The 25,430-nt window shown below is 37.2% G+C and carries 22 protein-coding genes and 1 riboswitch; of the genes, 14 read left to right on the top strand and 8 right to left on the bottom strand.

Annotation, left to right across the window (positions count from 1 at the left end; translation table 11 throughout):
- Nucleotides 1–105: 105 nt before the first annotated feature.
- The gene (locus DBX25_RS16385; protein WP_108671871.1) at nucleotides 106–861 is read right to left on the bottom strand and encodes a (S)-benzoin forming benzil reductase; all 756 of its coding nucleotides are present in this window, start codon (nucleotides 859–861) and stop codon (nucleotides 106–108) included.
- A gap of 108 nt (nucleotides 862–969) precedes the next feature.
- Here DBX25_RS16385 and DBX25_RS16380 point away from each other — a divergent pair, with 108 nt between their 5' ends.
- From DBX25_RS16380 to DBX25_RS16360, 5 genes are all read left to right on the top strand, one after another.
- A complete protein-coding gene (locus DBX25_RS16380; protein ID WP_108671870.1) occupies nucleotides 970–1,821 on the top strand; it encodes an arginase family protein in 852 nt (283 codons plus the stop codon).
- A gap of 217 nt (nucleotides 1,822–2,038) precedes the next feature.
- Nucleotides 2,039–3,019 (top strand): zinc-binding dehydrogenase, encoded by a 981-nt coding sequence (locus DBX25_RS16375; protein ID WP_108671869.1) that lies wholly within the window; start codon nucleotides 2,039–2,041, stop codon nucleotides 3,017–3,019.
- A gap of 306 nt (nucleotides 3,020–3,325) precedes the next feature.
- Nucleotides 3,326–3,502, top strand: a riboswitch (cobalamin riboswitch).
- 161 nt (nucleotides 3,503–3,663) lie between these two features.
- The gene (locus DBX25_RS16370; protein ID WP_108671868.1) at nucleotides 3,664–4,131 is read left to right on the top strand and encodes an acyl-CoA thioesterase; all 468 of its coding nucleotides are present in this window, start codon (nucleotides 3,664–3,666) and stop codon (nucleotides 4,129–4,131) included.
- Between the two features lie 30 nt (nucleotides 4,132–4,161).
- Entirely contained in the window at nucleotides 4,162–6,408 is a 2,247-nt protein-coding gene (locus DBX25_RS16365) for a ribonucleoside-diphosphate reductase subunit alpha (RefSeq protein WP_108671867.1), read from the top strand.
- An 18-nt stretch (nucleotides 6,409–6,426) separates the two neighbouring features.
- The gene (locus DBX25_RS16360) at nucleotides 6,427–7,464 is read left to right on the top strand and encodes a ribonucleotide-diphosphate reductase subunit beta (RefSeq protein ID WP_108671866.1); all 1,038 of its coding nucleotides are present in this window, start codon (nucleotides 6,427–6,429) and stop codon (nucleotides 7,462–7,464) included.
- Between the two features lie 367 nt (nucleotides 7,465–7,831).
- Here DBX25_RS16360 and DBX25_RS16355 read toward each other — a convergent pair whose 3' ends face one another.
- Entirely contained in the window at nucleotides 7,832–8,359 is a 528-nt protein-coding gene (locus tag DBX25_RS16355) for an AAA family ATPase (RefSeq protein ID WP_108671865.1), read from the bottom strand.
- A 136-nt stretch (nucleotides 8,360–8,495) separates the two neighbouring features.
- Here DBX25_RS16355 and DBX25_RS16350 point away from each other — a divergent pair, with 136 nt between their 5' ends.
- From DBX25_RS16350 to DBX25_RS16335, 4 genes are all read left to right on the top strand, one after another.
- Complete coding sequence (locus DBX25_RS16350) at nucleotides 8,496–8,822, top strand: hypothetical protein (protein ID WP_108671864.1); 327 nt, start codon at nucleotides 8,496–8,498, stop codon at nucleotides 8,820–8,822.
- A 97-nt stretch (nucleotides 8,823–8,919) separates the two neighbouring features.
- Entirely contained in the window at nucleotides 8,920–9,450 is a 531-nt protein-coding gene (gene lepB, locus DBX25_RS16345) for a signal peptidase I (protein ID WP_108671863.1), read from the top strand.
- A gap of 248 nt (nucleotides 9,451–9,698) precedes the next feature.
- The gene (locus DBX25_RS16340; RefSeq protein ID WP_108671862.1) at nucleotides 9,699–10,487 is read left to right on the top strand and encodes a tyrosine-protein phosphatase; all 789 of its coding nucleotides are present in this window, start codon (nucleotides 9,699–9,701) and stop codon (nucleotides 10,485–10,487) included.
- A 149-nt stretch (nucleotides 10,488–10,636) separates the two neighbouring features.
- The gene (locus DBX25_RS16335) at nucleotides 10,637–11,395 is read left to right on the top strand and encodes a hypothetical protein (RefSeq protein WP_108671861.1); all 759 of its coding nucleotides are present in this window, start codon (nucleotides 10,637–10,639) and stop codon (nucleotides 11,393–11,395) included.
- Between the two features lie 20 nt (nucleotides 11,396–11,415).
- Here DBX25_RS16335 and DBX25_RS16330 read toward each other — a convergent pair whose 3' ends face one another.
- Nucleotides 11,416–11,589 carry an asparagine synthase gene (locus DBX25_RS16330; protein ID WP_108671860.1) on the bottom strand — a complete coding sequence of 58 codons (174 nt, stop codon included), beginning with the start codon at nucleotides 11,587–11,589 and terminating at the stop codon, nucleotides 11,416–11,418.
- Nucleotides 11,590–11,842: 253 nt separating this feature from the next.
- Between DBX25_RS16330 and DBX25_RS16325 the strand changes: the two genes are divergently transcribed.
- Nucleotides 11,843–14,959 (top strand): efflux RND transporter permease subunit, encoded by a 3,117-nt coding sequence (locus tag DBX25_RS16325; protein ID WP_108671859.1) that lies wholly within the window; start codon nucleotides 11,843–11,845, stop codon nucleotides 14,957–14,959.
- A gap of 369 nt (nucleotides 14,960–15,328) precedes the next feature.
- Here the strand turns inward: DBX25_RS16325 and DBX25_RS16315 are convergent, their stop codons facing one another.
- Nucleotides 15,329–15,937, bottom strand: a complete 609-nt coding sequence (locus DBX25_RS16315; protein ID WP_108671857.1) for a DNA-3-methyladenine glycosylase — start codon at nucleotides 15,935–15,937, stop codon at nucleotides 15,329–15,331.
- A 189-nt stretch (nucleotides 15,938–16,126) separates the two neighbouring features.
- Between DBX25_RS16315 and proC the strand changes: the two genes are divergently transcribed.
- Nucleotides 16,127–16,945, top strand: a complete 819-nt coding sequence (gene proC, locus DBX25_RS16310) for a pyrroline-5-carboxylate reductase (protein WP_108671856.1) — start codon at nucleotides 16,127–16,129, stop codon at nucleotides 16,943–16,945.
- A gap of 255 nt (nucleotides 16,946–17,200) precedes the next feature.
- The gene (locus tag DBX25_RS16305) at nucleotides 17,201–18,589 is read left to right on the top strand and encodes an L-cystine transporter (protein ID WP_108671855.1); all 1,389 of its coding nucleotides are present in this window, start codon (nucleotides 17,201–17,203) and stop codon (nucleotides 18,587–18,589) included.
- A 52-nt stretch (nucleotides 18,590–18,641) separates the two neighbouring features.
- On the opposite strand, the gene ald is transcribed toward DBX25_RS16305, so the two are convergent.
- The 4 genes from ald to DBX25_RS16285 all read right to left on the bottom strand — a co-directional run bounded on the left by ald (nucleotide 18,642) and on the right by DBX25_RS16285 (nucleotide 22,944).
- Nucleotides 18,642–19,775 carry an alanine dehydrogenase gene (ald, locus tag DBX25_RS16300; protein ID WP_108671854.1) on the bottom strand — a complete coding sequence of 378 codons (1,134 nt, stop codon included), beginning with the start codon at nucleotides 19,773–19,775 and terminating at the stop codon, nucleotides 18,642–18,644.
- Between the two features lie 149 nt (nucleotides 19,776–19,924).
- Nucleotides 19,925–21,178 (bottom strand): helix-turn-helix domain-containing protein, encoded by a 1,254-nt coding sequence (locus DBX25_RS16295; RefSeq protein WP_240620367.1) that lies wholly within the window; start codon nucleotides 21,176–21,178, stop codon nucleotides 19,925–19,927.
- A gap of 135 nt (nucleotides 21,179–21,313) precedes the next feature.
- Nucleotides 21,314–22,312 carry an inorganic phosphate transporter gene (locus tag DBX25_RS16290; RefSeq protein WP_108671853.1) on the bottom strand — a complete coding sequence of 333 codons (999 nt, stop codon included), beginning with the start codon at nucleotides 22,310–22,312 and terminating at the stop codon, nucleotides 21,314–21,316.
- 14 nt (nucleotides 22,313–22,326) lie between these two features.
- Nucleotides 22,327–22,944: a DUF47 domain-containing protein gene (locus DBX25_RS16285; protein ID WP_108671852.1), complete on the bottom strand. Its 618-nt coding sequence runs from the start codon at nucleotides 22,942–22,944 to the stop codon at nucleotides 22,327–22,329.
- Nucleotides 22,945–23,413: 469 nt separating this feature from the next.
- Here DBX25_RS16285 and DBX25_RS16280 point away from each other — a divergent pair, with 469 nt between their 5' ends.
- Together DBX25_RS16280 and DBX25_RS16275 are read left to right on the top strand one after the other, a co-directional pair.
- Nucleotides 23,414–24,313 (top strand): manganese catalase family protein, encoded by a 900-nt coding sequence (locus tag DBX25_RS16280; protein WP_108671851.1) that lies wholly within the window; start codon nucleotides 23,414–23,416, stop codon nucleotides 24,311–24,313.
- 175 nt (nucleotides 24,314–24,488) lie between these two features.
- Entirely contained in the window at nucleotides 24,489–25,319 is an 831-nt protein-coding gene (locus tag DBX25_RS16275) for an aldo/keto reductase (protein WP_108671850.1), read from the top strand.
- The last annotated feature ends 111 nt before the right edge of the window (nucleotides 25,320–25,430 follow it).

Raw genomic sequence — 25,430 nt, 5'->3', positions numbered from 1 at the left:
TAGAAAGGATGTAATACAGCCCACTCTAGGGTTTAACGCCCAACTTGTCGAAAACACAGTACTAGGCGATAGAAAGCCCATTTTCTTGGTGCAACCTTTCAAATGTTACAGCAGTTCATTCACATTATAGACTTTCCCATTTTCAATATCCTGTTGAAGTAGCAAATCAATCAAGCTATTCCCAACAATCTCTGGATTTCTTAACGCCCCCTCTTTTTTTAATTGTTGAAATCTCTCTAGTTCATAGAAGGATTCCTTTGAAGAAGAGCGGATAGTCCCCTGCATGTCTGTATCCATAATTCCTGGGCTAAAAGCGATTAGTTTATGAGGTGTTCCGGCTGTTTCCTGTTCTAATGCAACATTTTTAGTGAACAGATTTAAACCTGCTTTAGCTGAACAATAAGCGCTCCAGCCATGTATTGGTCTTTCAGCTGCCCCAGATGATACATTTACCACCATCAATTTAGAAGAACTAGATTGAAGCTTACTTAATACAAAATTAGTGATAAGCATAGGAGCAAGTAAATTAACTTCTATACTCTTAGTCACTAATTCTTCATTTAATTTTCCAACTGTCTCGATTGGTTCAATAACACCAGCGTTATTTATTAGATAAATAGTTTCTGGTTTTTGTTCTAAAACAAGATCAATCATTTCTTTATATGTAGACAGTAAAGCTTCTTGTTGTGACAAATCACAAGGATAGTGTCGGTATAATAATCCTTTTTGTTTTGCAAGATTTTCAAGATCGGCATTCGTTGATCGGGATGTGGCAATTACTCCAATTCCTTCTGTAAGCATTCTTTTGGCAATAGCAGCACCTAGACCTTTAGATGCACCCGAAATAATGGCGACTTTCATTTTAATATCCTCTCCTTTTCTGCTCTTGAAATAAATTCTATCATGTGTAAGGAAGGGAATGCGATTAATTGGGAGAAATAGTAAAGGTTGAAGGAAGGAGGTAGCAAAATGAAAAAAATACATATTTTTGGGGTACCAAGTTATGCTGGCGCACTGTATGCGGGAACTGAAACTGCCCCGGAGACATTTAGAAAAGCAGGAATAACGCAGAGGCTAGGAGCTTTAGGGGTCCATGTTGAAGATAGAGGGGATTTGTTGGATGGAGAAGAGCTAATAAGACATAATATCGGGCCAGTTAGAAATTGGCCAACACCAAAAATTGTTTGGGAACAAATCGTGAATAGTGCCAGGGATCTTTTCTGTGAGGATGCTTTTACTGTTTTACTAGGCGGGGATTGCAGCATCGTGGTAGGAAGCTATACGGCTTTCCAGGAGGTGTATGGGAGTGACACCCATTTGCTTGTGATTGATGGACATGTTGATTCTGTTGAACCTAGAGCAAACAGTTGTATAGGCGCTGCAGCTTCGGGCTTATGGTTTTTATTGCAGGAGCAACCTTTTTGGAAAAGTAAGTGGCTTAATCAACCTAGTTCCATTAGTGTCATTGGACCTCATTCTTCTCCTGAGGATGAATTAGGCATGACCATTGTTTCATTATCAGAGCTGGAGCAGAACGAAGGACTGGAAGTTGTACGAGCCCATTTATCCTCATTGCCTGAGAATTTCTCAATCCTTGTCCACTTTGATGTGGATGTTCTGATAGACACTATTATGCCAGCTGCCTATTCTCCTAGTGAAAAGGGGTTAAGTCTTGAAATGGCAAAGAAATTATTTGAAATCATCTTAAATGATAAAAGGGTCAAGGGAATTGAAATTACTGAATTCTCAGGAACTAAGGATGAAGACGGAAAGGCTGCTGAAGTCATTGTGGAACTATTAACACAGAGGACTATCTTTTAAATTATACGAAGGATTAAAGACTTCCGTAATGGAGGTCTTTTTCTATGTCAATATTGCTGTCAATCTATGTTTTTCAAGAGCTATTAACATCCCTTATGAGATAAGTAGTAGTACTCCTTGAAGAAAGCATTTTATTTGATTTACTAGGATGAATTGTATATTATTTGCCATTGTACCTAAAAAATAAGTGTAACGTATATATAGGAGGTTCATCCCTTTGAAAGCATTATTATTGAAAGACAAAGGTTTATGGAAGGAAATGAAAGTAGAGGAAGTGGAACAACCATTCCCTAAGGCTGGTGAAATTCTTGTAGAGGTCCATGCAGTTGGTTTAAATCCTGTAGATTATAAAACGGCTACAGGTGGGGTTCCTGCTTGGTCGTATCCACATATTTTAGGTTTGGATGTGGCAGGAGTTGTAGCTGAAATTGGAGAAGGAGTAAACGGCTTTAAGTCCGGTGACAGAATAGTGTACCACGGCGATCTTGCCAAAAAAGGTGGATATGCGGAATATACTGTCGTTGATGCAAGGTGTGCATCACACATTCCGGCTGGGGTCAGCTTCGAGGAAGCGGCTGCAATTCCTACTGCAGGATATACTGCTTACCAAGTAATTAATCGGAAGCTTCCCATCCGACATTTAAAAACTATCTTAATTCATGGTGGTGCAGGTGGGGTAGGAGGATACGCAGTTCAGTTAGCTAAGCAAAATGGATTGACGGTATTCTCTACAGCATCCTCTCATAATCACGATTATGTAAAATCCTTAGGTGCTGATTATGTTATTGATTACAATAAGGAAGATGTAAAGGCAAAGGTAATGGAATTGACCAATGGAAGAGGAGTAGATGCAGTCCTTGATACGGTCAATAGACAAAACGCAACGGATTCTCTAGATTTACTTGCCTTTGGAGGGCATATAGCATTTATTGCTGGTCCGCCAGATTTCACAAAAATCAAGCCTTTTACTGTTTCGCCATCCTACCACGAGGTGGCATTAGGAGCAGCACATGCATCCAATGATCATGTAGCGATAAGTGAATTAGCAAGAATTGGAGATGAAATGCTTGCACTTATTGAACAGAATAAGCTTTCTCCGATGCTCGAGGAAATTATTTCATTAGAAGAAGTCCCAATGGGTCTAGATAGAATCGCAGATCGTCATGTTAAAGGTAAAATTGTAGCAAAGGTAAGATAACCTAAAAAAACCTCAAGAAAATTCCTTGAGGTTTTTTTATTTACCTAGGTATTGGAGGTGTTAAATAAGTTGTAAAATTCGGTGTTTAATTTCCTTCCAGTTATGTGACATTAAAATGAAATCCTCTCATTATTTTCTTTCATTTTACTATCTAATAAATTTTTGTAATTCTTTTTACTATCTAATAAATTTTTGTAATTCTTTTTATAAAAAAATTAATTGCTAAATGAAAGATTATCCAGTATCATCAAATATAGAGAATAATACAATATCTTGTGTTTGATAAACTAAAACGATACTATATATTGATAAACCAATGAATATGATGCCATTAAGGCTTAATAGGGAAGCTGGTGAAATTCCAGCACTGTTCCCGCAACTGTAAGTGCAGACGAACTAAGGTATCCACTGTCGAAAAGATGGGAAGGACTTAGAATAGGATGACGCACAAGTCAGGAGACCTGTCATATTTATAGCGTCTTATCTTCTTCGGGAGTTGGGGAGATAGAGCGAGGGTATATTAATAGGCATTTACGTATAATTTGTCTATTGGTACATCAACGTTCTAAACCCATCACTCGAATTGAGTGATGGGTTTTTATGTTTCTTTCTGGACCTCGATCAAATAGGAAAAGAGGAATCTTATGCAAAAAGAATTATCTTCAAATGTCTCTAGAACAATTCAAACGAGATTGGTTTTACCTCCTGATACAAACCATATGGGCACTATCTTTGGAGGAACGGTACTAGCATATATTGACGAGATTGCCGCAATTTGTGCAATGAAGCATAGTCGAACAGTCGTGGTCACAGCTTCAATTGACGATGTCGATTTTTTATCCTCTGCAAAAGTGGGGGACATCATGACATTAGAGGCTTCTGTGGTATCTACAGGGAGAACGTCCATGGAGGTATTCGTTAAAGTTCAATCAGAGGATTTGCATTCGGATATTAAAAAGATTACTACGACTTCACTGCTTACTATGGTTGCGAAGGATAGTGAAGGTAAGCCTACCCCTGTCCCAGGTGTTATTCCTGAAACAGAGGAAGAGAAAGAGCTTTTTACTACAGCGAATGAAAGACGCACAAGAAGACTTTCAAAAAAGAGATAAGTATTGGAACTAAATAGGAGGGGATTTTCAATGGGAGCGTTAATTAATGATCAAACAGGTGTACAGGAGATATTGAATTTAATTGAGGGAATGAAATCTAAATTCCCTCATTTGGATTTTGAATCGTTCTTATATAAAGTGAAGCATTCCTTTAAGGCAAAAGAAAACATGGGGAAGGATCAACTTTTCCATTTATGTATTTTAGCTGCTGTAGAGAGAATAAGCATGGAAGAACCAGATTGGACATATGTAGCCGCAAGTCTCTATGCTTCTAGACTTTATGAACAATGTGGCAAGGTTCGTAGATTACAAGGAGAGGAACATTATGGTTCTTTTTACGATTTAATAGTAACCTTGTGTGAAATGGAAATATTTGATGGTATTCTGTTAGACTTCTATTCGAAAGAAGAAATCGATACGTTAGGATCGGTGATTGATCCACTAAAAGACCAATTGTTTACTTATATAGGAATCGTAACGTTAGCTGAACGGTATTTGACTAAGTCACATGATGGACAAGCTTACGAACTACCCCAGGAACGCTTTATGATTATTGCTATGACATTAATGATGAAAGAGCCAGAAAATAATAGATTGAGTTTGGTTAAGGAAGCGTACTGGGCACTATCCAATCTTTATATGACTGTTGCTACTCCAACATTAGCGAATGCTGGGAAGAGTTATGGTCAGCTATCAAGTTGTTTCATAGATACTGTGGATGATAGCTTAAGAGGCATTTATGATTCCAACACAGACATTTCAACGCTTAGCAAAAATGGTGGCGGAATCGGTGTATACCTAGGGAAAATTCGTAGTAGGGGAAGCGACATAAAGGGTTTCAAAGGGATCAGTTCAGGAGTCATTCCATGGATGAAGCAACTGAACAACACAGCGGTATCTGTGGATCAGCTCGGCCAAAGACAAGGAGCAATTGCAGTCTATCTAGATGTTTGGCACAAGGACATTTTCTCATTTCTGGATGTCCGCTTAAATAACGGAGATGAACGACAGCGTACTCATGATTTGTTTACGGGTATCTGCATTCCGGATTTATTTATGGAGCAAGTAGATGCTAGAGGAGAATGGCACTTATTTGATCCACACGAAGTCCGAAGAATTCTTGGATACTCCCTGGAGGATCACTTTGATGAAAATCGTGGCAATGGCATGTTCCGTGAAAAGTATTGGGAATGCGTAAACCATCCTGACTTATCGAAAGTGACTGTACCTGCGATTGAAATTATGAAAGCGATTTTGAAATCCCAGCTTGAAACGGGCACGCCATATATGTTCTATCGAGATGAAGTGAATCGCCAAAATGCCAACAAGCATAGAGGAATGATCTATTGTAGCAATCTTTGCACTGAAATCACTCAAAATATGAGTCCTACTTTAGTGGAAGAAGAAATTGTTCATGACGGCAAGATTATTATACATAAGAAACCAGGCGATTATGTGGTATGCAATCTCTCTTCAATTTCACTAGCTAAAAGTGTTGGGGACGATGTGTTGAAACGTTTAATCTCCATTCAGGTTCGTATGCTAGATAATGTTATTGATTTAAATGGGATTCCGGTATTACAGGCACAAATAACGAATGAGCGATACAGAGGGATAGGCTTAGGTACTTTTGGCTGGCATCATTTGCTTGCTCAAAAAGGAATACGCTGGGAAAGTAATGAAGCAGTAGACTTTTGTGATTCCTTATATGAGGAAATTGCCTATTTGACTATTAAAGCAAGTATGGAGCTTGCAAAAGAAAAAGGTACTTACCCATATTTTGAAGGATCGGATTGGCAAACAGGTGATTATTTTTCCTACAAGGGCTATCAGTCAGAAAGATGGAATGAGCTAAAGCAGGCCATCATGGTACATGGAATTCGTAATGGGTATTTAATGGCGGTGGCACCTAACTCTTCTACCTCCATCATTGCTGGATCAACAGCTAGTATCGATCCTATATTCCGTAAATCCTATTCTGAAGAAAAAAAAGATTATAAGATTCCTGTTACTGCACCAGATTTATCTGAAATCACAAACTGGTTTTATAAAAGTGCCTACACTATTGATCAGCACTGGAGTATCAAGCAAAACGCTAGAAGACAACGACATATAGACCAGTCCATTTCATTTAATTTTTATGTATCGAATGATATTAAGGCGAAATCGTTATTGGATTTACATTTGGACGCATGGGGTTCAGGAATGAAAACAACATATTATGTTAGGTCAACTTCTGGTGCAGAAATAGAAGATTGTGAGAGTTGCCATAGTTAAGTGGAGGGGGAGTAATTTATGACTAAATTACAGAGGAGAGTTCTGGTTGATGAAGGCGCACCTAACTGCTCAACGGCGATTATCAATGGCAGGAGCTCAAATGTATTGAATTGGGATGATGTTCGTTTCTCATGGGCGTATCCTAAATATAAAAAAATGCTAGCGAATTTCTGGACACCGTTTGAAATCAATATGTCGGGTGATATTAAACAATTTCCTATGCTATCCAAAAAAGAGCAGGATGCATTCTTGAAGATTATAGGTTTACTAGCATTATTGGATAGTATCCAAACGGACTTCGCTGGTAAGGTCGCCGATTATGTAACGGATTCAAGTGTTAATGCGATGATGATCATTCTAGCACAGCAAGAAGTCATTCATAACCATTCATATAGTTATGTACTTTCAAGTCTAGTGTCTAAACAGCAACAGGATGAGGTTTTCGAGTATTGGAGAAATGAACCGATCTTACAAAAACGGAATGCATTTGTCACAGAGGGCTACAAAGACTTTGTAGACGAGCCAACAATTGACAATTTCTTGAAGGCTATTATTTTTGATGTGATACTAGAGGGATTGTTCTTTTATTCAGGATTTGCATTCTTCTATAATTTGGCTAGAAATCAAAAGATGGTTGCAAGCAGCACGATGATTAATTACATCAATCGTGATGAACATTTGCATGTTGGTCTGTTTGAAAAGATCTATAAAGAAGTGCTTAAAGAGAATCCTACCTATGATACTGAAGAGCTAAGAGCATATGGTATGAAAACATTCCGAGAAGCTGCAGAGCTGGAAATCGAATGGGGTCGATATATTATTGGTAATGAGATGGAAGGCATTCTCTTGGATGAGTTAGAGGATTATATCAAGTTCATGGCTAATATGAGAGCCAAACAGCTTGGTTTCGAGGCTCCATTTGAAGGCTATAGAAACAACCCTTTACGTTGGATCATCGCGTATCAAGAAGTGGACCTAGGGAAAACGGACTTTTTTGAGCAGAGATCAAGACAATATACGAAAACATCTGATGCGAATGGTTTTGATGATTTATAAAAGATTGAAAGACTCATTGGGATACGAATCCCTTCGAGTCTTTTTTTAGCTCTTTTCGCATAGAATGTTGTTTCTGACTCTATAGCATGCCCGTTAATTTCCGCTCTAGGCACTTGCTTTCCGCGGAGAGGGCGGGAGCCTCCTTTCGCGTTTATAGCAATCTATTTAGTCCTTATTATTTGATTAATGTGAGGTCTGACGCTTTCTATTTTGATGAAAATCCATCATTTTAGGGTGAGGTTGCCTGATTATGCCACTACCTTGCCACTACCTTTCACAAAACCACATGGAAACTAACAAATGGATATAGAGAATTCATATTTCCTTTGTTTAATTTTGTGGTTGTCCAGAACATAGGCCGCTAAACCTAGCGTTTGAGTCTTTCTACTATTTGCTTTGCTATTTCGTCTGCATTTATACCTACAGTCTCAACATACTCATTGAATCCCCCAGCTTTAAAAGCTTCAAGGCACTTACTTGTCTGTTGGAAACACCAAGCTCCCGGGGTTTCACCTCTTTCAAGAAGTCTCCGATGAATCGTTTCTTGATCTGCCATTAAACAAAAATGGTGGGTAGCTTCATCTAGTGATTTTAATCCTTTAGAAATATATTGGAAGTTTTCCTTTTTATAAAGTGTCATAGGAACAATTAGATGTTGGTTGTATGATGATTTTATGGACTTAGCAACAGTTACCACTAGTTCTTTCCATATATCCAAATCTTGAAAATCCCCAGTTCTTTCATGTTCGGGTTTTATTCTCTCAGGTATCACTTCTCTAATCATATATCCAACTAACTCAGGATCATACAGCAATGAATTTGGAATTAACTCGACTAAACGTTCAGTTACTGAAGTTTTACCAACGCCGAATGCGCCGTTTATCATAATAATCATAGTGATACTCCTTTATCTTACATTTGTTTAAATGCTACTACTTTATTATCGCAATAAATTTCTGAAATTTGAAACTATTTTACGATTTAAACGTAATAAGTTTAAATAGCCAAAAGATTCACAGAGGAGGGTTATTATGGCGAAAGCTGTTTATTGTGATAAGTGCTACAGAGAAGTGGAGGTGAGAGGAGATTTAGTGACCACCACTATGTTTTTGGAGGTAGTTCCATATCATGAAGAATGTTATGCCAAGGATTTAAAAGGAGTTAAAACGTTTCTTGTAAGCAACCAACCACTGAACGGATTTTCTGGCAATTTTACTGCGATAGTAGCATTATTATTTATGCTAGGAATGTTAGTATTTGCAGAAGAATCATTGAAATGGATGTCATTTTTAGCAATCATTCCAATTATTTATCGACTCTATTCCTACATAGTGTATGAAAGACATTTAGATAAATAAAAATTTTAAAATTTTTTGTAAATTCTTTGAAACCTATGAAAATAATTTACGTCTAATCAAAGAGATGGATGGTTTAGTAATCTTGAGGAGGAGTCCAATGCAAGATCGTACTACTAAAGAAGAAATATTTTCTTGGGTCAAGTCACTGTTTTTTGCTATAGTCATAGCCCTTATTTGCCGTCATTTTTTATTTACTCCAGTCACAGTTCATGGTGAATCCATGATACCAACTTTTGAAGATAATAATAAAGTGGTGATTACAAAAGTTAGTAAGCTAGAGCATTTTGATATGATTGTTTTTCATTCTCCAGTTTCGGAGGAAAATCATATCAAGAGATTGATTGGTCTTCCTGGAGATACTGTAGAAGTGAAGGATGACACTCTTTATATCAATGGGGAAGAATTCAAGGAACCCTATTTGAACACAAATAAAGAGAAACTCGCCATTGAAGAAAAATTAACAGAAGATTTTAAAGTAGAAGTTCCAAAAGATTCATTGTTTGTCATGGGTGATAATCGCAGAAAAAGCGGAGATAGTAGAATATATGGTTTCATACATAAGGATTCAGTCATTGGGGAAGTCAAATTCCGATACTATCCTGTAGAAGGAATTGGTATACCGAAATGATAAAAGATGAGCATTCATAAAAATGAAGTCCTTTAGAGATTAACCGGGCTTCATTTTTTTTTATTCTCTAAAAAAAATCTAAATTGGCAGCAGGAAAGAAAAACGCCACTAGGCTTTTGGCGACGGTCTGGTTTTCTAATATTTAGAGAATAATAGTGAAATTCAAGCGTAAAGTTTTTGAAACTGTTCCGAATAGTATTTATACTAAAAAAGTATTGGTTAATTTATCCATAAAAGGTGGGCCAAACATGGAAACGTATGAAAGTCCGTTTAAACGATTATATAATTTTCGTGATATAGGTGGTAAGTGGACAAGTGATGGTAAGAAATTAAAAGAAGGAATCTTGTATCGTTCTGGAGATCTTTCAAAATTGAATAAAAAAGATATGCATAGGATGGAATCGTTCGGTTTTAATTTGATAGTAGACGTTAGGGGGGAAAATGAACGCAAAACATATCCAAATAAACTTGTAAAGAACACTGCTTTACAAACAGTCACAGTTCCCTTACAGCATGATAGTCAAGAGTTTAATAACAAGAAGGAATTCTTTAGATATTTAAAGGGAGAAACGACCTTAGATTTTGGAGAAATGATGAAGGGTTTTTATCGTACTATATCTTTTGAACGGACTGAACAAATTCGCGAAATCATATCAATCCTTGCGGACGGTACTAACTATCCTCTACTACTACATTGTACAGGAGGAAAAGACAGAACAGGTTTTATCTCGGCTTTAGTTCAATTATTGGCAGGGGTGCCTATTGAAATCGTCAAACAGGATTATCTTTTATCCAATGAGTTAAACAAAAAAAGAATGAAGAAGCTTGAAAGAGTAATTAGATGGGGGACTTTGTTTAGAGTTCCAACTGAGAGATTGAAGCCTATATTTGAAGTTAGGGAAGAATACTTGCTTGAGACAATTGAAAGTATAATAGAAAAATATGGTTCAATTGAGGAGTATCTAATAAGAGGCTGTAATATAGATCGCGAGACTATTGATACTTTGAAACGTAATATCTTGGACCAACTATTTTAAGCTGTCGAACTTATTCCGACAGTTTTTTAGTGCTGCCTTACAGAAATGTAAGATTCATGTAAGGAGTATCTATTTTTAGTTAAAATAATTCATTGTAAGATTTTGTTATAGGAATTTTGAACATAATTCGTATAGAAAAGAGAATGACTATGAAGAATGTATTAATAGCCGTTGAGTGTTTGCTAATTATCTTACTGATGTATCGAATCGGTAAAATTATTTTTTCTTATCGGAAAATTAAAGAGGGAAGTTTTCCAGATAAAATATCAGAAGCACTAACATCCAGTATTAAAATTAAGATTGGGGTAGCGGTTCTCCGGCATGAACTAGTGATGTATTATTACTTGTTTTCTAAGGCCGGTACCTTAAAACTAAGGCCGGATGAAACACCGTTTACCTATCACAAAGAGTCCGGCTATAAGACATTTGTAATTGCTATATTAGCCATTACATTATTGGAGACAGTTGGAGTTTCCTATTTACTACATAATTGGAAACCTGTTTTAGCGTGGATTCATCTCTTCTTGAATATTTATCTATTTGTATTCTTCATAAGTGATTACAAAGGGTACTTAAGGAATCCATTTATCTTAGGAAAAGACTCCCTACTAGTTCAATTAGGTTGGCGATCCAAAATGGTCATCCCTTTATCAGAGATTCAAATTCTTCGTGATGGGAAAGATTATGAAGAAGAAAAGAAGAAAAAAGATGTCCATATGGCCACCTTGATGGAAATGGAAACTCCACAATTTTGTATCGAATTGAAAAATCCTGTCACGGTTATTGAACCATTCGGAAGAAAAAGAGCAATTACCAAAGTTTATATTTCAGTTGATGATCCACAAACGTTCTCTAAAAAGATTAAGGAAAGCATGAATGAAAATGGAAAGGAGAGCAACAGTGGATAATCACTTTTGCTCTCCATTATTTATCCTCTATGCTCAACTAAATCAATAACTCCTAATACAACATGAGCCAATCCAAATCCAAATATTGTATTAGCAACCATCTTATTGGTCCCACGGGTTTGTTTCATAGCATAGCCAGCAGCTGTGACCGCTGAACCTAGCACTGTTGGAATTAGTCCTTCACGGATATTCATGGATCTTCCCCTCATTTCACTATAATCGGAGGATATTGCTCCTCTATTATTATTTTCAAAGATCTATATTATATGAAAGGTATTTTATACAAATTACGACCTGACTGATTGGTCATTCATTGTCCTTTATATGGTATTTCTAGACAAATGATAATAATAATTGACTATTGACTAGGTGGTCAGTTAAACTAAAAAGGGTTGACCGTGAAGTCAGAAAGTAGTCAAAAAGTATTCATTTAAAAAGGAGAAATTCATGAAAAAAGTGATACAGTTTTCACTAAAGAATAAGTTTGCGGTATGGCTTCTAACCATCATCATAACCGTTGCTGGTTTATATTCGGGATTAAATATGAAGCTTGAAACCATTCCAAATATTACAATGCCAGTTGTTTCAGTATTAACCATCTATCCAGGAGCTACACCTGAAGAAGTAGCAGACAAAGTAACAGAACCTATTGAGAAAAAAATACAAAATCATGAAGGGGTTTCTATAGTTAGCTCTTCTTCCTTCCAAAATGCTTCATCTATACAGATTCAATATGAATTTGAAAAAGATATGGAAAAAGCGCAAGCAGAGGTCAAAGAAGCCGTAGACAGTATGACCTTCCCTGAGGGTGTACAAGAATCCCAAGTTTCTCGGTTAAGCTTCGATGCATTTCCTGTCATGTCCATAAGTATTTCTGATGAGAGTCAAGCTCTTGCTGATTTAACGAAAGACGTTGAAGAAAATATTGTACCTTCCTTGGAAGGATTAAACGGTGTAGCTTCTATTCAAGTATCAGGTCAGCAAATAGAAGAAGCTTCTCTAACCTTTAAAGATGAAAAATTAAAAGAGCTTGGTTTGTCTGAAGAAACGGTACAAAACATGATAAAAGGAGCTAATGTACAATTCCCTTTAGGATTATTCACACTCAACGATACCCAGAAGTCGGTAGTAATTGATGGGAATATTGCAACGATAGAAGACCTTAAGAATGTAAAAATTCCCGTTATTCCTTCACAATCTGGAATGACTCAGCAACCAGGTGTAGGACCTGGTCAAACTTCAGTAGCAATACCCTCAAAAGTAGAAATTCCTACTGTGACATTAGGGGAAATTGCAGATGTGAAAATTAATGGGAAAGCTGAATCCATTTCACGTACCAATGGAGAAACTTCGATTGGTATTCAAGTGGTTAAAGCTTCTGATGCCAATACAGTTGATGTAGTAAATGAAGTAAAAAAAGAAATCAAAACATTAGAAAAAAAATACGATGGTTTGAATATCGTCTCAATCTATGACCAAGGTGCACCGATTGAAAAGTCGGTTGAAACGATGTTAAGCAAAGCGGTTTTTGGGGCTATTTTTGCCATGGTTATCATTCTCCTGTTTTTACGTAATATCCGTACGACGATTATTTCTGTCGTTTCGATTCCTTTATCCCTTTTGATCGCGATATTGCTGTTAAAACAAATGGACATTACATTGAACATGATGACTTTAGGTGCCATGACGGTTGCCATTGGGCGTGTCATCGATGATTCCATTGTCGTTATTGAAAATATCTTTAGACGTATGTCGTTGAACAATGAGGAATTACGTGGAAGGGAATTAATTGTGGATGCAACGCGAGAAATGTTCATGCCAATTATGTCTTCGACCATTGTAACAATTGCGGTTTTCTTACCTCTTGGATTGGTGAAGGGTACAATTGGTGAGATGTTCCTTCCATTTGCATTAACGATAGTATTTTCACTTCTAGCTTCATTATTAGTAGCGATTACAATTGTTCCTATGATGGCACACTCCTTATTCAAGAATGGTGTTAAAGGAAAGCAGCATCATGAAGAATCACCTACAAGACTAGGGGTGTTCTATAAGAAAGTTCTGAAATGGTCATTAAACCATAAATTCATCACATGGATAATTGCTATTGCCATGCTAGTTGGAAGCTTATTCTTAGTTCCAATCATAGGTGTAAGTTTCTTACCTTCAGACGAAGAAAAAATGCTTGCTGTGACTTTTAAGCCAGAACCAGGTCAAACAATTGATGATGTAGTCGAAATGGCCGAAGAAGCGGAAGTATTCTTCATGAATCGTAAGAACGTGAAAACAGTCCAGTTCTCTGTTGGTGGAGAAAACCCAATGAATCCTGGAGAGAATAACTCTGCCCTTTTCTTTGTTGGTTACGAAACTGATACTCCGAACTTCACTGAAGAAGGAGAAAAGGTGATTGACCTCCTTCAAAAAGATACAAATAAAGGTGAATGGGCTACTGTAGATTTTTCAGGAATGGGCTCAAGCGGAGCTCTAACCATCCAAGTATATGGGGATAGCATGAAAGACATTGAGCCACTTGTAAAAGAAGTAGAGAAAGTCATGAAAGACGTGGATTCATTAAAGAATGTAAAGTCGAGTATTTCAGACACATACGAAGAATACACATTAGTCGCTAACCAAGAAAAATTAAGTAAACTGGGCTTATCAGCTGCCCAACTAGGAATGGAATTCACACAGGCTGGACAACGTCCAATCATTACAACAATCCAGCACGAAGGTAAAGACGTAAACGTATATCTCCAAATGGAAAAAGAGACTTATGAGGATATTGAAGACTTGACGAATAAAACAATACAATCTCCTCTAGGTATGACAGTTCCTATTAAAGAATTGATTACAATCAAGGAAGGTAAAACTTCGGATACCATTACAAGAAGAGATGGCAAAATTTATGCAGACGTTTCAGGTGAAATCACGACAAAGGATGTTGCGAAAGTATCTACTGCAGTGAAAGAAAAAGTCGATAAAATAGATGTTCCACCAAATGTTGAGATTTCTATGGGCGGGGTTACAGAAGATATTGCTGAATCCTTTACACAGCTAGGATTGGCTATGCTTGCGGCCATTGCAATCGTATATCTTGTGCTCGTAGTAACATTCGGAGGCGGCTTGGCTCCATTCGCTATATTGTTCTCACTACCATTTACCGTTATTGGTGCCTTGCTTGGCCTACTGGTGTCAGGTGAAACTATCTCCGTTTCAGCCATGATTGGCGCACTGATGTTGATTGGTATCGTAGTAACCAATGCAATCGTGTTGATTGATCGTGTGATCCATATGGAAAACGAAGGACTATCAACTCGTGAAGCATTACTCGAAGCTGCCGGTACGCGTCTTCGCCCAATTTTGATGACGGCTATAGCTACCATTGGGGCACTAGCTCCATTGGCAGTAGGTTTAGAAGGCAGCGGTCTAATTTCTAAAGGATTAGGTGTCACGGTTATTGGTGGCTTGACGAGTTCTACTCTTTTAACGCTACTGGTTGTACCGATGGTTTATGAGAGCTTGATGAAAATCAAAAATAAGGTTAACAAAAAGAAATCTAAATAAGCGAGTATTTTGCAGACAAAACTGGACCATCTAGAGTTTTAAGATGGTCCAGTTTTCTATTTAGCGTATAATAATATTGATTGATGTTTCAAGGGAGGGGGAAGACAATGGATTCTATTACTTATATAACGGTACATCGGAAAATAATCAATGGTGAACAAAAAGTTTGGGAAGAGGCACATACAATAAGACTTTCCACCATATATGTAAAGACCTCATTTCAGGAATTTTTGTTAAATGATGTTCATGACGTTTCCTACAAAGGGTTTTCTAGTAGAGAAGGAATATTATATTTACACACTAGTCAAGGGGTATTCCCTTTTCAAGTTAGGGAGTGCCCTCAATCATTTATAAATGAATTCAAAACTCTTAAGGTCTCGAAACGAAAGGATTCCCTGTAATCCAAAACCTCCAAGGAAAATCCTTTGCATTGCCTGAATTCGGAATGCCAACTCTCGGTCCTGAAGAAATGTGGATTGGAGTGTACCCTTCCACTATGAAAATTGAGGAATCTCTAAATGATTTCCCATAATCATCCATAGTAATTCCTAGTGCCTTTGTAAGCTTCCCTGGACCGTTACAAGCTTGTACCAAATTATCCATACCTCTACGAACCTTAATTAAATCCTTTCCTATAAAAGGTTCCACTCCCCGTATAAGGATAGCTTCAGGTTTTTCAAGTGGTCCACTGACAACATTAACTAAGCAATGTGTATGCATGACGTAAGTGTATACATATCCTGCTTCACCGAACATCACTTCAGTCCGTTTTGTTCTTCTATTATTATGGCTATGTGCCGCTTGATCTTCTGGCCCCATGTAAGCTTCTGTTTCCACTATGAATCCTCCGGCTATACCATTCTCTGTTTCCTTAATCAATAAACAGCCCAACAGTGATTGAGCTAATTCTAAAGTGGGTTGTAAAAAGAAACGTTGTTTAACTGGACAAAGTGGAAGATAACGAATTTCATCTTTCATGACCATGTTCCTCCCGTTTGATTTACTTCTCACATTTTACCCTAGTGACACGAAGTTAATCTTTCATAAGGTAGAGTGCATGTATGAATTCTAAATCCGAATCATTGATTTTTTAATACTCGTTCAGTTAGTAATAAATCTATTACATGTATTATAATAATTGAATCAATTGAATTAGGAGAACAACATATGAATCAGACCATTGGATTTATTGGATGCGGAAAAATGGGACAGGCTATTTTATCTGGAATAATCGAAAGAAAAGGGATTGAATCCTCTAATATTTATGTGAGCACCCGAACAGAAAGGACCCTTCAGGAACTAACTAATAAATTTAAAATTCAAGGTACTATTGATAATCTATTAGTAGCTAAGAAATCTGATATTTTATTTCTGGCTGTAAAACCAAATCTTTATGGAGAAATCATCGAAAGCATAAAAAATGCTGTTAGAGAAAAGGTAATCGTTGTCACAGTAGCCGCAGGCATTGATACTGAGTATGTAAGGAAGGCATTTGGTAAAGATGTAAAGGTAGTTCGGACTATGCCTAACACACCATCCATGGTAGGCGAAGGGATGACCCCCTATTGTATAAATGAATTTGTTACAGAAGATGATCTATCGATTGTAGAAACCCTTTTGCAATCAATCGGAAAATGCGAACGGATTTCGGAAAATCTAATGGATGCAATCCCTGCAATTTCAGGATCTTCACCAGCTTATGTGTACATGATGATTGAAGCAATGGCTGATGGTGGAGTCAAACAAGGGATACCAAGAGAACAAGCTTATAAACTTGCTGCCCAGGCGGTATTAGGTGCGGCAAAAATGGTGATGGCAACAGGACGTCACCCTGGTGCACTAAAGGATGATGTATGCACTCCTGGAGGAGCCACCATCGAGGCAGTATCATCTCTTGAAAAAACAGGATTTCGTTCCTCTATTTTAACGGCTATGGATGAGTGTACAAATAAAATTAAATTTTTAGGAGAAACGATGAAATCATAAGAAAGGGATGTTTCCACTTCCATTTTGGAATGTGGATCATCTCTTTTTTTTTTGCTTTACCTAAAATGAAAGAATTAATAGTGAATATTTCTAAGTAAAGATCTGTAAATAATCAATATCAAAACCTATAGGTATAAAATTTAATGTCCATCATATAGTTTCAATAACAAATAGGGAAGGAGGAAGATTGGTACAAATCCGACTTAACTTATAGGTGTAAAGGATTATATTTTTATAAGCATAGGAGGAAGGGATATGGAAACAGGATTAATTTTATTAAATATCACAATTTTGCTGGTGCTAATGTCAGTCCTGTTTTATATGAAGCGTAAGAATATATCGTTTTCTAAGCGTGTATTCACTTCTTTAGCGCTAGGGATTATTTTTGGCTTTGTACTTCAATATGCTTATGAGCCAGATTCAGTTGCACTTTCCACTTCAATTGATTGGTTCAATATTGTTGGCAGTGGATATGTGAAGTTTTTACAAATGATTGTAATGCCACTTGTCTTTATATCCATTTTATCCGCTTTTACAAAACTAAAATTAACTAAGAACATCGGAAAGATCAGTGTACTTATCATAGGGATTTTAGTAGGGACTACAGCTGTTGCGGCAATCGTAGGGATTGCAACAACTTTAGTATTTGATCTTGAGGCTGTCCAAATTGACCAAGGAGACGCAGAAACAGCACGTGCAGCACAATTGGAGGAAAGATACGGAACGATTGAAGGAAAAACGCTTCCAAGTCAAATACTCGACTTATTGCCTAATAATCCTTTCCTTGATTTCACAGGTGCCCGACCAACATCAACGATTTCCATCGTTATTTTTGCGGCATTCCTTGGGCTTGCGTATTTAGGTGTTAAGCGAAAAAATCCTGAACAGGCTGACCAATTTGCCAGCATTGTAGATTCCATTTACACCATCATCATGCGTGTAGTAACGTTAATTCTTCGTTTGACACCGTATGGAGTATTGGCAATAATGACAAAGACTGTCGCTTTAAGTGATCTAGACGCGATTGCAAAATTAGGAAAATTTGTAGGTGCCTCATACGTTGCCCTTGCGGTTATGTTTGGTATTCACTTATTATTGCTGACGTTCTCTGGATTAAGTCCGATACGCTATATTCAGAAAGCATTTCCCGTCTTGGCTTTCGCATTTACCTCCCGAACAAGTGCAGGAGCCCTTCCTATAACAATTAAAACACAAAAACAACTCGGTGTACCGGATGGAATAGCTAACTTTGCAGGTTCATTCGGTTTATCCATTGGCCAAAATGGTTGTGCAGGAGTATACCCAGCTATGCTTGCAGTCATGATTGCACCAACTGTAGGAATTGATCCATTATCGCCTTCATTCCTAGTAACATTGGTACTTGTTGTGGCTATTAGTTCATTTGGGGTAGCTGGAGTAGGGGGAGGAGCAACATTTGCTGCTTTATTGGTGCTGTCTGCTATGAACCTACCGGTAGGATTAGCAGGTCTCTTGATTTCTGTTGAACCATTAATTGATATGGGACGTACAGCAGTCAATGTGAGCGGAGCCATGACGTCTGGTATAATAACAAGTAAGGTAACCAATGAGCTTGATAAAGAAGAATATAATAGTGTAGGTAATAGTTTAGAAGCGGAAGTGTAAAAAAAAGACTCAGTCCCTTTTTAGAGGGACTGAGTCTTTATTATTTATTATATTAAGCATTTACATTAGCGTTTTGGATTGCTTGCTCTACAGAGATATAGTCATATCCAAGATCACGAGCAACTGCCTCATAGGTTACATAACCGTTAGCAACGTTTACACCTTTAGCTAGTGCAGCGTTATCTTTTACCGCTTGCATTGCACCTTTATTCGCAATTTGAAGAGCGAATGGAACCGTTACATTCGTTAATGCGATTGTAGATGTTTGTGGAACTGCACCAGGCATGTTCGCTACTGCATAGTGGACAACCCCATGCTTTTCGTATGTTGGATTATCGTGAGTTGTAATATGGTCAACTGTTTCGAAAATACCACCTTGATCGATTGCAACGTCAACGATTACAGAACCAGGAGACATAGATTTAACCATTTCTTCTGTAACAAGCTTAGGAGCTTTTGCACCTGGGATCAATACAGCACCGATTACTAAATCAGATTCAGAAACTGCTTGTGCCAAGTTGAATGGATTTGACATTAAAGTCGTAATTTCATTACCAAAGATATCATCTAATTGACGTAGACGATCTGGACTTAAGTCAATGATTGTTACGTCCGCACCAAGACCGATCGCGATCTTTGCAGCGTTAGTACCTACAACCCCACCACCGATGATGGTAACTTTTCCACGTTTTACACCTGGTACTCCACCAAGAAGGATTCCTTTTCCACCTTTTGGTTTTTCAAGGAATTGAGCGCCGATTTGTGCTGACATACGTCCAGCTACTTCACTCATAGGTGTAAGTAATGGCAGTGTATTATTAACTGTTACCGTTTCGTACGCAATTGCAAATACTCCACTTTCTTTTAAAGCTTCAGCCAATTTAGGCTCAGCAGCAAGGTGAAGATAAGTGAATAATACTAGGTCTTTACGGAAGTATTTGTATTCACTTTCTAGAGGTTCTTTAACCTTCATAATCATTTCAGCTGTTTCCCATACAGAAGAAGCTTCTTCAACGATTACAGCTCCAGCAGCCATATAGGCTTCGTTTGTGAAACCAGAACCGATTCCAGCATTTGTTTCGATATATACTTCGTGCCCAGCATTTTTAAAAGCAACGACACCAGCAGGAGTCAAAGCTACACGATTTTCATTATTTTTAATTTCTTTAGGAACACCAATACGCATGTTTAATACTACCTCCAATTAAGCGAATAATATTTAGTTTGTACAAAAAGTATAAGCAAGAGACATCATTTTTTGTTTGTGTAAAAGAAAAAATAAAAAAAGAAGCATTTGTAGAAATCTACAAATGCTTCTAGAAGTCACTATTCTGATTACATTCTTTTTGAATTTGCTTCTATAAATTTCTCTAACAATAATTCAAGTAAAAGTGCCATTTTAACTAAAGGATTCTTTAACTCAATTTTCCCGATTTCAGAAATTCTTTTTAATCTATAATGGATGGTATTAACATGAAGATGAAGACTGTTCGCTGTATCATAAGGGTTGCCATCATGTTGTAGATACATGTGCAAGGTACGTACTAAATCCGTTTGATTCTTTGTATCATATTCTTTTAGGTTCTTTAAGCCTTTATGTTCAGCTCCATGCCTATGGTTTGTGGACAAGGATTCAAGGTATTGATAGATGCCTAACTCACTATATAGGTGTAACGCACTTGTTATTTCAGGGAAAATCCGTTTGATTTTTAACGTGTATAAAGCTTCTTGATAAGTATCTTGCGCCTTAGAAAGACTAGTATAGGATTGTCCTGCAGACCCTTGGATGCCACGTACACTAAAACGGGTCTCCATTTGTGAAATGAACGCATTAATAAAATCACTTATGGAGGTGGGAAAGGGGCTAGAGTTTACAGGGCTAGCCAACACAATTAGGTGATTGATATTGATGGTGAAAAACAAGGGTTTTACCTTTTGGGTAGTAGTTAACATATATGAAATATTTCGTTCTGTTTCTGTAGTGATTTCTTCTGGGAAGGTAAAAACAATCGTCGTAAATATTTCAGGTACAGCAATTCCATAATCATTAAGTTTTTCATATATATCCGCTTCATCATCATAATGGCCAGTTAAAAGCTTCCATAAAAACTCTTGGTAGCTCTCGTCTTTTCTTTTTTTTCTCATTTGCAATTGTAAGAGTTGATTTTTTGCTTCTTTAGCAGCTAACTCCAAGAAGTGTAAGTCATGTTCAGTAAAAGGTTTGGTTGTTTCTAAAGCCCAAATGAAGCCAAGTACTTCATTATTTTTACGTATGGAAATAGCGGCTCTCTTCCCAAGACCGACTTCAGAGATAGATGGTATCAATACAGGCGAAGGATGTTTGAGCAATGTAGGGATGATTCCCTCTCTCCAAAGGCTATTGATTACTTTTTCAGGAACTCTTCTCCCAATAATCGTCGCGATGCGAGCTTGGTCCGTGCTGTCATCATGCATACTGTAAGCAAGTAAACGGTGATTAGCATCTTCTATGGTAATGGGACATCCTAGAACTGCGCTGACGCGATCAGCAAATTCAACTAAGTCACCATTTAACCCCTTAAATATCGTACTGTTTTGCTTTTCATCCACAATATATGGCTCCTTTAAAAAATCATTCACTTACTTCATTTTACTATATATTTGTTATCAAATTCATGTAGAGGAAACAGATTTTTATTGAACAAAAAAAGCTCCTTTGAACTTTATGTCCAAAAGAGCTCTTTATTAGAAGAAGATATTTAAAATAAAGTAAGTTAAACCAGCTAATGTTGCAGAAATAGGTAATGTAATTACCCATGTAATCAACATAGTTTGAGCAGTTCCCCATTTAACACCCTTCACACGATGAGCAGATCCTACTCCAAGGATAGATGAGGAAATAACGTGTGTTGTACTGACAGGAACACCAAGGGCAGAAGCACCGAAAATTACACTTGCCCCAGTTAAATCGGCTGCAACACCGTTAACAGGACGGATTTTCATGATCTTACCACCAACTGTTTTGATGATTTTCCAACCACCGACTGAAGTTCCAAGACCCATTGCTAGCGCACAGGAGAATTGAACCCAGAAAGGAATGTCAGTTGTATCAGCATAGCCATTAGCAATCAATGCCATAGTGATGATTCCCATCGCTTTTTGGGCATCATTCGTACCATGTGTATAGGATTGAAGTGCTGCTGTAGCTACTTGGATATAACGGAAACGCTTATTTGTTTTTGGTAAATTATTATTTTTAAACACAATTTTAAAAATGCTATAAACAATAAAACCTACTACAAATGCCAAGATTGGTGAAATTAATAACGCTTGAAGGATTTTTAAGAAACCTGAAGCATGAATCGCACCAAATCCAGCAGAAGCAATGGCAGCACCTGCGATAGAACCAATGATTGCATGGGAGGAAGAACTAGGAATCCCATAATACCAAGTAATTAAGTTCCATGCGATACCAGCGATTAGAGCTGAAAGTATAACAAGTGATCCGTTCTGTAATGTAAATGGATCGACAATATCTTTTGAAATCGTTTTGGCAACACCTGTAAATGTCATCGCACCAACAAAGTTCATGACTGCAGCAAGGATAATAGCACGTCTTGGCGTTAACGCCTTGGTTGAAACTGAAGTTGCAATGGCATTAGCTGTATCATGAAATCCATTGATAAAATCAAATGCAAGGGCGCCAATTACTATTAGTATGGTTAAAACTAATACTGTTTCCATGTAATTAGGACTCCTTATGCATTTTTCATTATGATAGTTTCAAGTGTGTTAGCTACAGTTTGGCAGCTATCAGCTATTTCTTCTAGGTTTTCATAAATTTCTTTAAATTGAATGATTCGAATAGGATCTTTTTCTACTGCGAAGAGATTTTTAATGGACTGACGTAAAATTCCATCGCAAGTTGATTCGTAATCCTTGATTTGAATAGAATGGTTACGGATATCTAAAAGTTTCTTTGTAGATAGTAAATCAACTGCTTTTTCAATTTCATATGTGCTTTTTCTGATTGCATCGACAAACTTTAACATATACTCGTCCGCGTTTACAATAGAGTACATTTCAAATAATGCTGCGCAATGCTCTAGTCCGTCTAATACATCATCCATGCTCATAGCTAGATGGAGAATATCTTCACGCTCGATAGGAGTAATGAAAGCTTTATTAAGTTCTAAAATAACTTCATGCACGTAAGAATCAGCTTTATGCTCATAATCCTTCATTTTTTCAGAGAACACTTTTAAGTCGCTAACATTGTTTAGCTTATAATCTGCAAAATAATCAGCAGCTTCTTTCAAATTTTCTGAAATGCTAATAAGAAGGGTACCGAACTTATCCTTTTTTTTGAAAACCATTGTAGAAAACCCTCACAATCCAAGAAATGTATTTTTGTAATAAGACCCCTGTCCATTAAGAATGAACGTGAATTATTGTACTCATAAATCTAAAATTAAGAAAGGTACTTCTATTAAAATTTACATAAAATTAACATACCATGCGTTGCATCCTTGAAAATTTACACTGTTGTAACATTTCGTCGAATTTTATGTGAATCCTTATATAAAATAATCTTGAGCTTATCACATAGTAGAACGGGGAATATCATTTAAAAAGGTAAAGAAGGTGAGTTCATGTTTGGGAAAAAAGAAGAGAAATATCTCATTATTACTATGGCAGTCATTGCAGTTATATTATTCCTTAATATTCTAAGGAAATACGTCTTTTAAAGGGTTATTCCCTTGTACAACTATATTAAAACTCATATTTGCAAAACGTCCCTCATACATTAGATTGTAATATTATCACTGTATGGGGGGGACAGCTTTGTTTAAACGGATAGATAAATTACTGATAGACCTTCCACGACCCAAAAGTGCGGATCCAAAAGCGGCAAAGGTAGTTCAAGAATTATTGGGCGGTAAATTCGGTGAAATGTCCACATTAAATAACTATATGTTTCAGTCCTTTAATTTCCGAAACAAACATAAGTTACGGCCGTTTTATGATTTAGTGGCTAGCATCACTGCTGAAGAGTTCGGGCATGTAGAGCTCGTGACCAACACTATAAATTTATGCCTAGAGGGAACGACCAATCCTGGCGATCCCGATAGTACGCCTTTACGTGAAGGGTTAAAAGGGAATCCGTATCATTTCATAGCGACTGCTCAGACAGGTTTGCCAGGAGATTCGACCGGCAACCCGTGGACCGGGAATAACGTTTTTAACAGCGGGAATTTGGTATTAGACTTACTCCATAATTTCTTTTTAGAATGTGGAGCAAGGACCCATAAAATGAGGGTTTATGAGATGACGGATAACCCGGTTGCCCGGGAGATGATTGGTTATCTTCTCGTACGAGGTGGTGTGCACGTACTTGCATATGCAAAGGCATTAGAAATTGCAACAGGTGTTGATGTGAAGAAAATGTTACCAGTTCCAAATTTAAGTAATAAACAATTTGAGCATGCGCGTAAATATGAGGAACAGGGTGTACACACACGACTATATACATTTAGTGACACAGACTATCGAGAAGTAACGAAAATCTGGAAAGGAACTCATCCTGAAGATGGAATGCCATTACAAGTCTTTGAAGGCACCCCAAAAGGTGCTCCAATCATTGACTTGCCGGACCTTCCAGAAGAATTTGCCCCAGGAATATCAGAAGAAGATTTTAAACAGATCTTAAAAAGGCTACATCAATCAGGGAATATAACACCTTAACAAATATAAGGTACTTAGAAAAAGACACATAATTGATGTGTAAATGATTCCAATGAATGGATGGTTAAACAGGGGTGTGACGGTAGTAAGTCTGCCCCATTTTTGCGTTAAGCAAATTTATAGGATACATTGCTACCAAATGCTAAAATATAGAAGAAATAAGGAGGTAAGTTAAATGAATCATGTTAGTACTGAAACAATAACGTTACATAATGGTGTGAAAATGCCGAAGCTTGGTTTTGGAGTATACTTAGTAGAGGAAGGCGCAACCACGGTTGATTCTGTAAAAAAAGCAATAGAAGTTGGTTATCGCTCAATCGACACAGCGGCTATTTATAAGAATGAAAAAGGTGTAGGACAAGCTATCCGGGAATCAGGGATTCCGAGGGAAGAATTGTTCATCACAACAAAGGTTTGGAATAGTGACCAAGGATATGAAACAACACTTCAGGCTTTCGAAGACAGTTTAGAGCGTTTAGGTCTTGATTATCTTGATTTATATTTGATTCACTGGCCAGTAAAAGGTAAATATATAGAAACATGGAAAGCCATGGAGAAGTTATACGAAGATGGAAAGGTTCGTGCAATTGGTGTGAGTAACTTCAATGTTCATCATCTAGAGGATATTCTCGAGCATGGAAAGCATAAGCCAGTAATTAACCAAATTGAGTTACATCCAAGATTATCACAAGTAGAAATTCGTGAATTCTGCAGTAAGCATGAAATCGCAGTAGAAGCGTGGTCTCCAATCGGACAAGGAAAATTACTGGATGAGCCTACGATTAATCACGTTGCAACTAAGCATTCAAAATCTCCAGCTCAAGTTATTTTAAGATGGCATCTTCAGCATGGAACTGTAATTATTCCGAAATCTATTACGCCTTCCCGCATTGAAGAAAATACGCAAATTTTTGATTTCGAATTAAGCTTAGAAGAAATGACACAAATTGATGCACTAAATATGGATGCACGATTCGGTCCAGACCCAGATAATTTTAATTTCTAATACTAGTTAATAGTAAAAACCACAGTCAGAAAGGCTGTGGTTTTTGTGTTTAGTCGTGTTTTTTTATTTATTTTGGGGAATATACCCATAGTAAATAAAATATGAAGGAGA

The sequence above is a fragment of the Peribacillus acanthi genome, assembly GCF_003073175.1.
In the GTDB taxonomy this organism is placed as follows: domain Bacteria; phylum Bacillota; class Bacilli; order Bacillales; family DSM-1321; genus Bacillus_BN; species Bacillus_BN acanthi.
Note: the sequence above shows the minus strand (reverse complement) of the source record. Positions and strands in the feature narration are given on the sequence as shown.